The organism is Actinosynnema sp. NPDC050801, from assembly GCF_040673975.1.
Taxonomy (GTDB): domain Bacteria; phylum Actinomycetota; class Actinomycetes; order Mycobacteriales; family Pseudonocardiaceae; genus Actinosynnema.
Map to the genome: position 1 here is coordinate 16,519 of NZ_JBFAQZ010000025.1, position 15,478 is coordinate 31,996.

General features: G+C 72.9%; 6 protein-coding genes. 4 read left to right on the forward strand and 2 right to left on the reverse strand.

The window, feature by feature from the left end:
• Window positions 1-100: 100 nt before the first annotated feature.
• Both mycP and eccD read right to left on the reverse strand, forming a co-directional pair.
• Entirely contained in the window at window positions 101-1,525 is a 1,425-nt protein-coding gene (mycP, locus tag AB0K14_RS34815; RefSeq protein WP_360460291.1) for a type VII secretion-associated serine protease mycosin, read from the reverse strand.
• A 7-nt stretch (window positions 1,526-1,532) separates the two neighbouring features.
• Window positions 1,533-2,927, reverse strand: a complete 1,395-nt coding sequence (gene eccD, locus AB0K14_RS34820; RefSeq protein ID WP_360460293.1) for a type VII secretion integral membrane protein EccD — start codon at window positions 2,925-2,927, stop codon at window positions 1,533-1,535.
• A gap of 309 nt (window positions 2,928-3,236) precedes the next feature.
• On the opposite strand from eccD, the gene eccCa reads away from it, so the two are divergent.
• From eccCa to AB0K14_RS34840, 4 genes are all read left to right on the forward strand, one after another.
• Entirely contained in the window at window positions 3,237-7,241 is a 4,005-nt protein-coding gene (eccCa, locus tag AB0K14_RS34825) for a type VII secretion protein EccCa (protein WP_360460295.1), read from the forward strand.
• Window positions 7,242-7,510: 269 nt separating this feature from the next.
• The gene (locus AB0K14_RS34830; protein WP_360460297.1) at window positions 7,511-10,270 is read left to right on the forward strand and encodes a BTAD domain-containing putative transcriptional regulator; all 2,760 of its coding nucleotides are present in this window, start codon (window positions 7,511-7,513) and stop codon (window positions 10,268-10,270) included.
• 441 nt (window positions 10,271-10,711) lie between these two features.
• A complete protein-coding gene (locus AB0K14_RS34835; RefSeq protein WP_360460299.1) occupies window positions 10,712-13,606 on the forward strand; it encodes a BTAD domain-containing putative transcriptional regulator in 2,895 nt (964 codons plus the stop codon).
• Between the two features lie 44 nt (window positions 13,607-13,650).
• Window positions 13,651-15,465, forward strand: a complete 1,815-nt coding sequence (locus tag AB0K14_RS34840) for a type VII secretion-associated protein (protein WP_360460301.1) — start codon at window positions 13,651-13,653, stop codon at window positions 15,463-15,465.
• Window positions 15,466-15,478: the final 13 nt, after the last annotated feature.

A 15,478-nucleotide genomic window follows, 5' to 3' on the forward strand; every position in this document is an offset into this window, starting at 1 on the left:
CTGATCCCGCGGCAATCGAAGAGCGTGATTGCCGCGGGATGAGCGACGGACGACCGACGCGACCTCGCGTCGCGGCCGGTTCAGATCGTCGCGGCCCGGTTCAGATCACAGAGCGTTTCGGGTTGGCTACGCGCTTGGCGCGGTTGCGGTTGACCGTGTGCACGATGAACATCGTCAGCAGGAGCGCACCCACGCCGGCGCCGGTGCCGGACAGCGCCACGATCATCGGCGTGCTGCTGGGCGGGTTCAGCGGACCGAGGTTGGTGATCAGCTGCTCCGGTGCGACCGGCTTCGCGCCGGGCCGTTCGGACGGCAGCTCGGCGGTCAGCGCGGCCACCGGGTTGATCATCCCGTAGCCGACCTTGTGGTCGCGGCCGCCCGGGTTGCCCGGGTGCTGCGCGGTGGCCTTGATCCGGTCCATCACCTGCCGCGCGGTCAGGTCCGGGAACCGCTCGCGCACCAGCGCGGCCACGCCCGCCACGTACGGCGCGGCGAAGCTGGTGCCCTGGATCGCGGTGAGCCGCCCGTTCGCGTCGCCGTTGGCGTCGGTCAGGCCCTGGCCCGCCGGGTCGAGGGTGACGATGTTCTCGCCCGGCGCGGCCACGCTGACCCACGGGCCCCACACCGAGAACGACGACACCTCGCCCTGCATGTTCATCGACGCCACGGACAGCACGTCGTCGGCGTACCACGGCGGCGACGCGACCACGTTGACCGTGCTCGGGTTCTGGTTGTCGTTCTGGCCCTGGCAGCCGCCCTCGGAGTCGATGTTGCCCGCGGCGGTCACGATGACGACGTCCTTGTCGTTCACCGCCCAGTTGATCGCGGCCTGCAGCTCGCGTTCCTGGTTGCTCGGCTCACGCGGTTGCTCGCACGAGGTCAGCGAGATGTTGATGACGTCGGCGCCCTGCTGCACGGCGGCGAGGATGGCCTGCGCCAGGGTGCCGACCTTGCCCGCGGACGGACGGCTGTCGACCTTCGCCGGGTCCTCGTACTTGAAGTGCTTGCTGGTCTGCCGGAACGCCAGCACCTGCACGTCGGGCGCGGCGCCGATGAACCCGGTCGCCTCGTCCCGGCTGGCCGCGGCCACGCCCGCCACCTCGGTGCCGTGGCCGTCGCAGTCCTCGACGCCGCCCTTCTCGGTCTCGACGTAGTCGCCGCCCGCGGTGACCCGGCCGGTCAGCCGCGGGTGGTTCTTGTTCACGCCGGTGTCGATGATGGCGAGCTTCTGGTTCTTGCCGGTGGCGAAGCGGTGCGCTTCCTCCAGCCGCAGCTGCATCTGGCCCCACGGCTTGTTCGGGATGGGGCGGTTGCCCGTGCCCGAGGTGACGCACAGCGTCGCCTTCTGGTAGTTGACGTCCTCCACCGGCGCCGCGGGCTGGCGCAGGAACGCCCGGTCCACCGGCGGCGGCTGCGAGTTCGGCCGGCCGCTCGGGTTCGTGGTCGAGGGCTGGGCGTGCGCGCCGGGCGCGGTCACCAGGGCGACCGCCGCCGCGGTCAGCGCGGCGAACTTGCGGATGCGCATCAGGGCCTCACGCGGGGATGAGCTGGCGCATGGCCACGTAGAGGTCCATCACCGCCAGCGCCAGCGGCAGCACCGCGGCGATGAGGATGGCCTCCAGGATGTCGACCGTGCGGCGCAGCACCGGGGAGAACTTCTGGTTGGGGAAGATCACGCCGAGCACCAGCGCGCCCGCGCCGACCACCACGAGGGTGCCGAACACGTACAGCAGCCGGTCGGCGGGCGAGGACTCCAGCAGCCACCCCAGCAGCACGCCCGTGCCCGCGACCATGCCGCTGGCCAGCAGCGCCACCGCCTGCGCGCCGTTGGCGTAGGCCCGGCCGCGCAGCAGCAGCACCAGCGTGACCACGATCGCCAGCAGCGGGCCCCAGATGGAACCGTCGCCCGCCGCGATCACGGCGAACACGGCGGCGATGCCGCCGCAGCCGATGATCGTGCCGGTCAGGTACTCGTGCGCGTTGGCGGTGCGCCGCTCGATGACGGAGTACTCCGGGAAGCCGGTGTCCTCCTTGAGGTCCTCGGCACTGCCCGGCACGGTCGGCAGCGGCAGCTTCGCCAGCTGGATCGTCAACCGGGGCAGCGCGGACAGCATCGCCAGCGAGACGGCCGCGGTGGCCGCCGCGATGCCCTGCAGCGGGTGGTCCACGAAGATGCCGACGAGGAACGCGGCGGCGCTCAGCGCGCCCGCCGTGGCGGCGGCGATGAACACCGTGATGCCCCGGCCGATCAGCATGATCGCGGCCGAGGCGAAGATCAGCACCAGCACGCTGGCCAGCAGCAGGCTGGGCCGGCCGACCGGTCCGGGCACGATGTAGAGGCCCGCGACGTAGGCCATCGGCAGGCCGCCCGCCGCGACGATCAGCACGCCCGTGCCGGTGGCCGCGTAGGCCCGTGCCACGACCGCGCCCGCGGCCAGCGCCGCGATGGCGACCACGCCCGCGCAGATCGCCGGCGCGAGGTTGCCGCCGCCCGCGAGCGGACCGGCCATCAGCACCGCGATCGCGGCCGTGATGAGCGCGAGCGCGCCCGCGAGGTGGCCGTAGCGCCGCGCGGTGTCCTTGGTCCAGGGGCGGAAGCTGTCCGGGTCCGACTCGGCGATCGCGTCGACCACGTCGTCGTACAGCGGTGGTGGCGGGTTCTCGTTGCGCTTGCGCAGCTGGAGGAGCTCGCCGTCGACCACGCCGAGCGAGGCCAGCGTGCGGCTGGGGTCCAGCGGACCCTCGCCCAGCTTGGCCAACGCCCAGCCGCCGTGCCGCACGCCACCGTCCGGAGTGGCCTCCTTGGCCATGTCCAGCAGCATCGGCAGCAGGTCGGCCACCGCGACGTCGGCGGGCAGCGCGACGTCGATACGCGTTCGCGGCGCAACCACCGTCACCCGGCTGAACACCGTCGTACCGGTCGCCACCAGCGCCCCCTAAAGTCCTGATCAGTGTGTGCTGTGGTTCCGCCCCGACCCTATTGGTCCGGTCGGGCGTGCTGAGGCCCGCCCCGGAGGAACGGACCCAGTATGGGGGCAGCGGGGGTCGTGGCAGGGCTGTTCCGCGCAACACGTTGGCCGCTGATTTCCCCGACCCCGCGTCGTGCGGGGTTCCGATGCGCCATAGTGTCGTTGCGACTGTGGCGGGCCCGCGCCCGGCCGGGATCCGGGTGGTGTGGGTCCCGGGCGCAGTCGGGGTGGTCGGTTACGGATCGATGCTGAAGAGGTGCCTGTCAGGTGAGCACGCTGCAGTTCAAGCGCACGGCACGCCTCGCTGCTCCCCGTCCACCGGGCGGTGAGGTCCACCTCGAACCACCGCCCGAGGTGCCCCGGGTCATCCCCGGCAACGTCATGATGAAGGCGATGCCCGTCGTCATGATCGTGTCGTCCGTCGGCATGATGGTGCTGATGTTCAGCTACAGCGGGCGCAGCCCCGCTGCGATGATCATGCCCGGCATGATGCTGGTCTCGACCATCGGCATGATGGCCGGCGGCATGGGCAGCGGCAAGGGCCAGAAGAAGGCCGAGATGAACGAGGACCGCAAGGACTACCTGCGGTACCTCGGCCAGATGCGCGACCGCGCCCGCGAGGCTGCCAACGAGCAGCGCGCCGAGCGCGAGTGGGTGCACCCCGACCCGCAGATGCTGTGGTCCCTGGCGACCACCCGCCGCATGTGGGAGCGCAGGCAGAACGACCCGGACTTCTGCCACCTGCGCGCGGGCCGTGGCTCGCAGCGGCTGGCCACCCGGCTCGTGCCGCCGCAGACCGGGCCGGTCGAGGAGTTGGAGCCGATCGCGACGCTGGCGCTGCGCCGGTTCGTGCGCGCCCACTCGCTGGTGCCCGACCTGCCGATCTCCATCGCGTTGCGCGGCTTCGCCGCCGTCGGCCTGATCGGCGACATCGAGGAGAAGCGCGGCCTGGCCCGCGCCCTGCTGGCCCAGATGGTCACCTTCCACTCCCCGGACGACCTGCTGATCGCGGTCGTCACCACCGGCCGCACGAAGGCCGAGTGGGAGTGGATGAAGTGGCTGCCGCACGTGCAGCACCCGGCGATCGTCGACGGCATCGGGCAGATGCGGATGATGGCGGGCTCGCTGGCCGAGGTCGAGCAGATGCTGGACGAGCAGTTGCGCGACCGGCAGCGGTTCACCCGCAACGCGCCGCCGCCCGCCGACCAGCCGCACGTGGTGATCCTGATCGACGACGGCGACGTCACCCGCGAAGAGCAGATCATCCTGGAGGAGGGCCTGGTCGGCGTCACGCTGCTCGACCTGTCCGAGTCCCTGGGCAACCTCACCGCCCGCCGCGGCCTGCGGTTGGTGATCGAGGACGGCAAGCTCGGCGCGCGCAGCGCCAGCGGCGTCGAGTGGTTCGGCGGCCCGGACTGGCTGAGCGTGGTCGAGGCCGAGGCGTTGGCCCGGCGGATCTCGCCGTACCGGATCGGTGGCGTGGACGCGGGCGGCAGCGACGAGGACCCGCTGTCGATGAGCAACAACCCGCCGCTGCTGGAGTTCCTGGGCATCCCCGGCGACCCGATGACCTTCGACGTGCAGGCGGCGTGGCGGCCGAGGCCGGTGCGCGACCGCTACCGGGTGCCGTTCGGCATCGGCGAGTTCGGTCAGCAGGTCGAGCTGGACATCAAGGAAGCGGCCATGGAGGGCATGGGCCCGCACGGCCTGTGCATCGGCGCGACCGGTTCCGGCAAGTCCGAGTTCCTCCGCACGCTGGTGCTGGGCATGCTGGCCACGCACTCCTCGACCTCGCTCAACATGATCCTGGTCGACTTCAAGGGTGGCGCGACGTTCCTCGGCCTGGACAAGGCGCCGCACGTCGCCGCGACGATCACCAACCTGGCGGGCGACCTGACCCTGGTCGACCGCATGAAGGACGCGATCGCCGGTGAGGTGTCGCGTCGCCAGGAAGTGCTGGCCAAGGGCAACTACAAGAACGTGTGGGACTACGAGAAGGCGCGCGAGAACGGCGCCGACCTCGACCCGCTGCCGGCGTTGTTCATCTGCATCGACGAGTTCTCCGAGATGCTGACCGCGAAGCCGGACTTCATCGACATCTTCCTCCAGATCGGCCGCGTCGGCCGGTCGCTGCAGATGCACATGCTGCTGGCCTCGCAGCGGCTGGAGGAGGGCAAGCTGCGCGGTCTGGACACGTTCCTGTCCTACCGGATCGGTCTGAAGACCTTCTCCGCCGCCGAGTCGCGCGCCGCGATCGGCGTGCCGGACGCCTACGAGCTGCCGCCCATCCCGGGTTCGGGGTACCTGGGCGTGCAGGGCTCGCCGCTGACCCGGTTCAAGGCGCTGTACGTGTCCGGCCCGTACCGGCCGGCCGGCTTGCAGGTCGCGGGCCCGTCCGCGCCGGTCACCAGCGACAAGCGGCCGCGCTACTTCGTGCCGGACTACATCGAGATCCCCAAGGAGCCGGTGCGGCCGATAGAGCCGGTCAAGCAGGAGAAGAAGGAGGACGACTCCAACGAGCCGTCCGAGCTGGAAGTCATCGTCGAGCGCCTGGTCGGCCAGGGCCCGCCGGCGCACGAGGTGTGGCTGCCGCCGCTGAACGAGCCGCCGTCGCTGGACACGCTGCTGCCGCCGTTGCAGGCGACCGAGGACCGCGGTCTGACCGCGCCCGGGTTCTTCTCCAACGGCAAGCTCCAGGTGCCGTTGGGCGTGGTGGACAAGCCGTTCGAGCAGCGGCGCGACCTGCTGTGGGCGGACTTCTCCGGTGCGGCCGGTCACGGTGCGATCGTCGGCGGTCCGCAGTCGGGCAAGTCGATGATGCTGCGCACGCTGATCACGTCCATGGCGTTGACGCACACCCCCGAGGAGGCGCAGTTCTACTGCCTCGACCTCGGTGGCGGTACGCTCGCCTCGTTGGAGAACCTGCCGCACGTCGGTGGTTTCGCCAGCCGGTTGGACGTGGACAAGGCGCGCCGGATGGTGGCCGAGCTGTCCGGCCTGATCTCCGAGCGCGAGCAGCGGTTCCGCGCGCAGGGCATCGACTCGATGGTCGAGTTCCGCAACCGGCGGCGGCGCGGCGAGATCCGCGACGACAACTTCGGTGACGCGTTCCTGATCGTGGACGGCTGGATGAACTTCCGGCAGGAGTTCGAGGCGCTGGAGCCCGCGGTGCAGGCGCTGGCCGCGCAGGGCCTGTCCTACGGCGTGCACGTGGTCGTGGCGGCGAACCGGTGGGCGGAGATCCGGCCCGCGATGAAGGACCTGCTCGGCACGCGGTTCGAGCTGCGCCTCGGTGACGTCAGCGAGTCCGAGGTGGACCGCAAGGTCGCGGTCAACGTGCCCCCGGGCCGCCCGGGTCGCGGTCTGTCGCCGCAGAAGCTGCACTTCCTGACCGCGCTGCCGCGCGTCGACGCGTCGTCGGACGCGGAGAACGTGGCAGCGGGCGTGCAGGACATGATCGCCAAGGTCCGCGCCGCCTGGCGGGGCAGGCACGCGCCGCAGGTCCGCCTGCTGCCCGACCTGCTGCCGTACCACGACTTCATGGCGCAGGTGCAGCAGCAGCGGCCCAACCGCGGCCACCTGGTGCCGATCGGTGTCAACGAGGACGAGTTGGCGCCGGTGTACCTGGACTTCGACGCCGACCCGCACTTCATGGCGCTGGCCGACGGCGAGTCGGGCAAGACCAACCTGCTGCGCGCCGTCGTGCGCGGCATCATGACCAGCTACACCTCGTCCGAGGCGCTGATCATGCTGGTCGACTACCGGCGCACCATGCTCGGCTTCATCGACACCGACCATCTGTTGTCCTACGCGGTGTCGTCGGCGCAGCTCACGGACATGATCAAGGACGTCCGGGGCTCGATGGTCAACCGCCTGCCCGGCCCGGACGTCACGCAGGAGCAGCTGAAGAACCGCTCGTGGTGGAAGGGCCCGGAGCTGTTCGTGGTCGTGGACGACTACGACCTGGTCGCGCCGCAGGGCGGGCAGAACCCGTTGGCGCCGCTGGCGGAGTTCATCCCGCAGGCCAAGGACGTGGGTCTGCACATCGTCGCCGTGCGCCGCATGGGTGGCGCGTCGCGCGCGATGTACGACCCGATCCTGGGCAAGCTGAAGGAGATCTCGGCCCCGATCATGGTGGGTTCCGGCTCGAAGGAGGAGGGCGCGATCGTGGGCAACCTCAAGCCGTCGCCGCAGCCTCCCGGCCGGGGCACGCTGGTCACCCGCAAGCTGGGGCAGCAGCGCATCCAGCTGGCGTGGATCGACCCGGACTGAGTTGGATTGCCGCTGCTCCGCAGACGGCGGGCGAGGTCGCCTGGAAGTCGGTCGTCCGCCGCTGATCCCGCGACAATCGAAAAGCGTGATTGCCGCGGGATGAGCAACGGACGACCGACGCGACCTCGCAACGCGAACGACGTGGAAGGCCCCGCTTCGGCGGGGCCTTCCATGTTTCCCACCCGAGTGGACGGTCCTCGCGCGACACCGCTGACCTCTGCGTTGTCGGTGCCCTGCCTTAAGCTTCGCCCCGCACTGAAGGGGGTGGCGTGGAGACTGGGTTCAAGGTGCTCGGGCCCCTGGAGGTCTGGCACGGCGGCGAACAGGTCCCGTTGCCGACGGGCAAGGCGCGGGTGCTGCTGGCCTGCCTGCTGCTGCGCGCCGGCCGCGTGGTGCCGGTCGACCTGCTGGCCGACCGGCTCTGGGACGACGGATCGCTGAACCCCGCCCGCACCAGGGCGACCCTGCACATGGTGGTGACCCGGCTGCGCCAGGCGCTCGGCCCGGCGAACGTGGTGCGCACCGCCACCGGCGGGTACGTGGCGGACGTGCCGCCGCGAGCGCTCGACCTGCACCGGTTCCGCGACCTGGCGGCCGCGGGGGACTACGCCGAGGCGCTGGAGCTGTGGCGCGGCGCACCGCTGTCGGACGTCCGGTCGGACGTCCTGCACCGGGAGGAGGTCGCGCCGCTGCTGGAGGAGCACCTGGTGGTGCTCGAACGCCGCATCGACGCCGACCTGGACGCGGGGCGGGCGGGCGAGCTGGTGGCCGAGCTGCGGACGCTGACCGGGCAGCACCCGTTGCGCGAGCGGTTCTGGGGTCAGCTGATGCTCGCGCTGTACCGCTCGGACCAGCAGGCGGCGGCGTTGGCGGCGTTCCGCGCGGTGCGCGCGATGCTGGTCGAGGAGCTGGGCGTGGACCCGGGTCCGACGCTGACCGACCTGTACGACCGGATCCTGCGCGACGACGTGCCCGGCGGCCCGGTGGTCGCACCTCCGCGCCAGGCGCTGCGCCACGTGCCGCCGGAGGTGTCGCTGTTCGTCGGCCGGGAACGGGAACTGGCCGCGCTGGACGAAGCCGCGCGCGAGCCGGGCGCGGTGGTGCTGCTGCACGGCATCGGCGGTGTGGGGAAGACCGCGTTGGCGTCGAGCTGGGCGAGCCGGCGGCGCGACCGCTTCGGTGACGGCGACCTGCACGTGAACCTGCGCGGGTTCGACGCCGGGGGACGCCCGGTGGAGCCGGCGAGCGCCGCCGAGGCGTTGCTCGTGTCGCTGGGCGTGCGGCCGGAGGAGGTGCCGTCCGGGCTGGAGGCGCGCACCGCGTTGCTGCGCGCCACCCTGGCGGGCCGCCGGATGCTGCTCGTGCTGGACAACGCGGCCGACAGCGACCAGGTGCTGCCGCTGCTGCCCGGCACGCCCACCGTCACCGTGCTGGTGACCAGCCGCAACCAGCTGCGCAGGCTCACCGCGCACCACGGCGTGCGCCGGATCGCGCTGCGCCAGCTGTCCCCGGCCGAGTCGACGGAGCTGCTGTCGTCGGTGCTGGGCCGTGACCGGATGAGCGCCGACCCGGTGGCGGGCAGGCAGGTCGTCGAGCGGTGCACCGGGCTGCCGCTGGCGTTGCGGGTCTTCGCCGAGCGGGTGGCCCGGTTCCCGGGCACGCCGATGGGCGCGTTCGCGGCGGAGCTGGCCGACGAGCGGTCGCGGCTGGACCACCTCAGCGCCGACGACGGCGACGACACCGACGTGCGCTCGGTGTTCTTCTGGTCCTACCGCGCGTCGACGCCGGACGTCGCGCGCATGTTCCGGCTGCTGTCGGTGCACCCCGGTCCCGACATCGGCGTGCTTGCCGCCGCGGCGCTCGCGGGCGTGCCCGGACCGGCCGCGCGCCGTCAGCTGGAGCGGTTGACCGCCGACCACCTGCTCGACTCCCGCACGCCCGGCCGGTACGAGTTCCACGACCTGCTCCGGGCGTACTCCAGGGAGTTGTCGGACGCCGAGGACGACCGCACGGACGCCCTGCGCGCCCTGGTGGAGTGGTACGTCCGCGCGGCCGAGGCCGCCGCCGCGCGGACGCCGTCCTACCGGCCGCGGGCCGGCGCCGCGCTGCCCGCCGAGGCGGCGGAGTTCGACATCGGCCCGGTGGCCGACCCGGGTGAGTGGGGCCGGTACGAGCTGCTCAACCTGGCGGCCGTGACCAGGGTCGCGGCCGAGCGCGGGTGGCACGAGCAGGCCTGGCGCATCAGCGACGCGGTGTGGTGGATCGTGGATCTGCTACCCAGGGGTGACGACCTGGTGCGGATCTTCCTGACCGGCCACGACTCGGTGCGCGAGACGTCCCTGAGCCACCTGAGCGGCATCGCGGTCAACCACCTCGCCTGGATCTACTCGCAGGTCAACCGGCATGACGCGGCGGTGGACGCCTACGAGCGCGGTCTCGCGATCGCGGTGCGGGACGGCGACCGGCGGCTGGAGGGCGTGATCGAGGCGAACCTCGGCGGCGCCTACAGCCGGATCGGCCGGTACGAGGAGGCCGTCGAGCACCTGTCGCGCGGGCTGGCCGTCGCGCGGGACCAGGACGACCACCACCGCCAAGCGGCGGCGCACTTCAACCTCGCGTACAACCTGCTCCGGCTCTACCGGTACGAGGACTCGCTGGAGCACGGCCGCCGGGCGCGCGCGCTCTTCGACGGCCAGGGTGACGAGTACCACTCCGCCCGGACCACCAGCGTCACCGCGGCCGCGTGCCGGGCGATGGGGCGGTTCACCGAGGCGGAGTCGTTTCTGCGCGAGGGGATCTCGGCGCTGACGGCGTTCGCGGACCCGCTCGGGCAGTCGTACCTGTTCGACGAGTTGGGCACCGTGCTGCTCTGCCTGGACCGCCGTGCGGAAGCCTTGGAGTCGTGGCGGAAGGCGCTGGCGATCTACGACGAGTACGAGCGCGACCTGGCCGGGGTGGTGCGGTTGTGGCTGGACGACTGCGAGGGGTGCGGCACCGACACCGCGGGGCCCTCAACGGGGAGGAGTTGAGGACGCCCGCGGGTCCGTCGTCACCGCGGCGTGGGGCAGTACCGGTGAGCCGCCCCCCGACGGCCCACCTCGCACCCGGCCGGCGCCCCCCTCGATCGGACCTCCGGCCCCGCGCCCGCTGGGGGTCGCGGCGGTGAACGTGTCCACTCTGCGCGAAGCGCCTCACAGTCGGCTCACGGCGGGCTCACCCGGATGCCGGACACCGGGCGGAATCGGCGCGACACCAAACGGTGAATTCCGGTACACCTGCCCCAGTTCGAGCGGGGGCCGCCGGGTCGCGCCCGGTCGCGCCCGCGCCGAAAGTCGTAAACTGACACGTCCGGGGGGAGGGGTAATGGCGACTGGATCCACGCCACCAGCGCTCCTTCGTCAGGCTCGGCACGGTGGCCGTCGGCGCGGTGGCCGTCGGCACGTCCCGCGGCACCGGGGCGGGCGGTCGGCGTGACGGCGCTGCGGTTCAACGTCCTCGGCCCGCTGGAGGTGTGGCACGGCGACGGGCAGGTCCCGATCCCGGCCGGACGGGCGCGGGTGCTGCTGGCGACCCTGCTGATGCACGCCAACCAGCCGGTGTCGGTGGACGTGCTGGTCGACCGGCTGTGGGAGGGCGGCGCGCCGAACCCGGACCGGGTCAAGGCCACCTTGCAGATGGTGGTCCGGAGGTTGCGCCAGGCGCTGGGCGACGCCAACGTGGTCCGCACGACCACCAACGGCTACGTCGCCGAGGTCGAACCCGGTTCGCTGGACCTGCACCGGTTCCGCGAGCTCGCGGCGAACCGCGAGTACGCGGAGGCGCTGGCGCTGTGGCGGGGCGCGCCGCTGTCGGACGTGCGGTCGGACGTGCTGCACGCGGAGGAGGTCGAACCACTGCTGGAGGAGCGGTTGGTCGTCCTGGAACGCCGGATCGAGGCCGACCTGGCGGCGGGCCGCGCCGGCGACCTCGTGCCCGAGCTGCGCTCGTTGACCAGGGCGCACCCGCTGCGCGAGCGGTTCTGGGGCCAGTTGATGCTCGCCCTGCACGGCAGCGACCAGCAGGCCGAGGCGCTGGCCGCGTTCCGCGCGGTGCGCGAGCTGCTGGCCGACGAGCTCGGCGTAGACCCGAGCGAGCACCTGCGCGCGGTGCACCGCACCGTCCTGGTCGGTGACGCCGAACCCGCGCCCGCGCTCACCCCGTGGACCGCCCTGTGCCAGCTCCCGCCCGACACGGCGGACTTCATCGGCCGCGACGACCTCTACGCGGAAGCGTCGGCGCTGCTCACCGCGGACCCGACCGGGACGGCCGTGCCGGTGCTCGCGATCACCGGCGCGCCGGGCACCGGCAAGAGCACCCTGACGATCCGGATCGCGCACGCCCTGCGTGCCAGCTTCCCGGACGGCCAGCTGTTCGTCCGCCTCGACGGTGCGGGCAACGCGCCGCGCGACCCGGCCGAGGTGCTGGCCGAGCTGCTGACGGCGGTCGGCGTGAGCCCGTCGGCGGTGCCCGACCGGTTGGAGGCGCGCGCCGCCGCGTTCCGGTCCCACCTCGCCGACCGCGCCGTGCTGCTGGTGCTGGACGACGCCGCGGGCGTGGACCAGGTGCGGCACCTCCTGCCGGGCACCGCGAGCAGCGCCGTGCTGATCAGCAGCAGGCACCAGCTCGGCGGCCTGCCCGGCGTGCGGAGCCTGCGGGTGCCGCCGCTGGCCGCGCCGTCCGGCCTGGACCTGCTGGCCCGGATGATCGGCGAACGCCGGGTCGCCGACGAGGCGGAAGCCGCCGCGGCGATCGTGGAGGCGTGCGGCGGCCTGCCGCTGGCGCTGCGCATCGTGGGCGCCCGGCTGGCCGCGCGGCAGTCGTTGCCGCTGGCGAAGCTGGCCGTCCGGCTCGCCGACGAGCGCCGCAGGCTGGACGAGCTGGCCACCAGCGACATGGAGGTCCGGGCCAGCCTGGAGCTGAGCTACGAGGCGTTGCCGCCGGACGCGGCGCTGGCGTTCCGCAGGCTGGGGCTGCTCGGCGCGTCCGACGTGGCGTCCTGGGTGGCGCGCGGGTTGACCGGGCTCGACGACCCCGAGCACGCGGTCGAGCAGCTGGTCGAGGCCAACCTGCTGGAGGACGTCGGCCGCGACGCGACCGGCGAGCCGCGGTACCGGCTGCACGACATCCTCGCCGTCTACGCCGCCGAACTGGCCCGCGCGGAGGAGGTCGAGTGCATCGACGAGGCACTGCGCTGCTACGTCGAGGCGTTGCTGACCTTGGCGGACGCCGCGTCGCACCGCCTGCCGTCCGTGGTGGACGAGCTGCCGCCCGACCCGATCGAGCCGTCCCGGCTGCTGCCCGCCGCGGAGGTGGCGCGGCTGACCGCGGACGGCACGAGCTGGTTCCTGGCCGAGCAGGTCCACCTGGCCCAGGCGGTGGAGATCGCCGCCCACCGCGGTTGGGTCGCGCTCGCCGTGGCCCTCATCGAGCGGACGATGACGCACCTCGACGTCTACATCCCCCTCGACCGGGTGATCGAGCTCTACCGGTTGGTCGGGGACACCGCGGCCGAGGCGGGTGCGGACAGGCTGCGGTGGCGCATGGCGCTGGGCGGGTCGACCCAGCGGGTGAAGCGGGCGTTGGACGAGTCGTTGCTGGGCGACATCGCGGCGTGCGCCGAGGGCTTCCGGGCGATCGGCGACCTGTCCGGCGAGGCCATCGCGCTGGCGGCGGTCGTCCACTACCGCTACCTGCACAGCGGGACCCCCGACATCGACCTGGCCCGTCGGGCGGCCGAGGTGGCCAGGCGCAGCGGTGTGCACAACGTCTACTGCTCGGTGCTGCGCGAGTACGCCTCGATGCTCGCCGCGTCCGGCCGGTACGCCGAGTCGTTGCCCCACTTCGCCGAGACGCTGGAGCTGACCCGCGCGTTCGAGGACCCGCTGCCCGCGGTGGGCGTGCTGTACCGGGTCGCCCGGTACGCGATGGACAACGACGACCTCGACCGCGCGGTCGAGACGTCCGACCGGGCCATCGAACTGCTGCGGGGCGTGGACGACATGCGCGCGGTCGGGTACGTGTCGAGCCTGGCCGCCAGGGTGCGGCTCACCGTCGGCCGCGCCGCCGACGCGCTGCCCCTGGCCGAACGCGCCTACCGGATCTTCGTCGAGATCGGTGAGAGCATCGGTGCGCCGGACGCGGTCGCCTCGATCGCCGAGGCGTGGCTAGGGCTCGGCCGGCCGGGAGAGGCGCTGCGGGTGCTGGAGCCCGCGCTGCGCCGGTACCGCGACGTCGGGGCGGCGGAGGCGGTCGAGCGGATGCGGACGGCCTTCGACCGGGCGCGGGAGGCGATCTCAAGACCAGCCGACGAGTCGTCGGTGTCGTGAGGTATGCATATGCAGGCCCGCCCCGGCCGACGAGGGGATGACGGATGAGCTTGCACGTGGCGGTGGACTTCGGCACGTCCAGCACCTGCGTCGCCATGTCACTGCACGGCCGGGAACCGCAGGTCGTCGTGGTCGACGGCCAGCCGATCGTGCCCTCCGCGGTGTTCGCCGCGGCGGACGGCACCCTGTTCGTCGGGCAGGAGGCCGAACGCCAGGCGGCGGTGGACCCGTCCCGCTACGAGCCGCACCCCAAGCGCCGCGTCGACGAGGGCGAGCTGCTGCTCGGCGCCAGCGTGCTGCCGGTGGTCGACGTCGTGCGGGCCGTGCTGACCAGGGCCGTCGACGAGGCGCGGCACGTGGCGGGCGGTGCGCGGATCGACCTGCTCGTGCTCACCCACCCGGCCGACTGGGGCGCGATCCGCACCAGGGTGCTGCTCCAGGCCGCCCGCGGCCTCGGCCAGGAGCTCCGGCTGGTGCCCGAGCCGGTCGCGGCCGCGGTGTTCCACTCGGCGACCCACGCCATCCCCGACGGCGCGGCGCTGGCCGTGCTCGACCTCGGCGGCGGCACGGTCGACGCCAGCGTGGTGGCCCGCCAGGGCGGCACGTTCCGCGTGCTGGCCACCAAGGGCGACCCGGGCTTCGGCGGCGCGGACGTCGACCAGGCGCTGCTGGAGCACGTCGGCTCGCTCGTCTCGCCCGGCGACCCGCAGGCGTGGCGGCAGCTCGTGGAGGGCCGGGAGCTGTCCGACCGCCGCAAGCGCCGGGTGCTGCGCCAGGACGTGCGCGGCGCGAAGGAGACGCTGTCCCGGCACGCCTACACCGACGTGCCGATGCCGCCGCCGTTCCCCGACGCCCACGTCACCCGCACCGACCTGGAACGGCTGATCAGCACGCCGCTCAACCGCGCCGCCGCGCTGCTGGTGACCGCGGTGCGGGACGCCGGGCTCGACCCGCGCGGGCTCGCCGGGGTGTTCCTGGTGGGCGGGTCGAGCCGGATCCCGCTGGTGGCGCGCCTGGTGCTGGAGCAGTCCGGCGTGGTGCCCACGAGCATCGACCAGCCGGAGACCGTGGTGGCCCGGGGCGCGCTGCGGGCGGTGAGCGTGGACCCGTTGCGCACCGGCGCGCTGCCGGCGGGGCAGGGCGAGGTCACCCGGAAGATCACCGACGACCAGACCCGCAAGATCACCCGGCGGATCACCCCGCCGCCCTCGCCACCGGGCGGCTTCGCGCAGCCGTCGTTCTTCCCGTCGCCCGTGCCCGCGCCGCCACCGCCGCGCCGCAGCCGCGTGCCGCTGCTCGTGGTCGCCGTCGTCGCGGTGGTCGCCGTCGTCGGCGGTTCCGTGGCGTACGCGCTGAGCCGCAACGGCGGCACGAAGGGCGGGGCGACCACGCCCCCCACGTCCGCCACCACCACGTCCGGCGAGGCCGAGGGCAAGATCGTCGCGCAGTACGACTACCGCTTCGTCGCGCCGACCGGGTGGCAGCAGACCGGCGGCCAGGTCGAGGCCCGCAGGGTGCTGCTCAAGCCCGAGTCGCCGGAGTCCAACCTGGACGTCATCGCGGTGGAGGAGCGGCTGCTCAACTACAACGCCACCGAGGACCGGGCCCGCGCCGAGACCGAGCTGCGCGGCCAGTACGACCAGCGCGCCAACGTGTCCGACTTCGACGCTTCCGCCGACTTCGCCACCAAGGATGTCGTTTACTACCGGGAAGCGACGGACTCGGCCACCATCGACTGGTACGTGCTGTTCCAGGACGACGTCCAGGTCAGCGTCGGGTGCCAGTACGCGCAGGACGGGCGCGACCGGGTCCGCCCCGCGTGCGAGCAGGTCGTCCGCACGCTGACCGTGACCAGCTGACCTTGTGGGGACT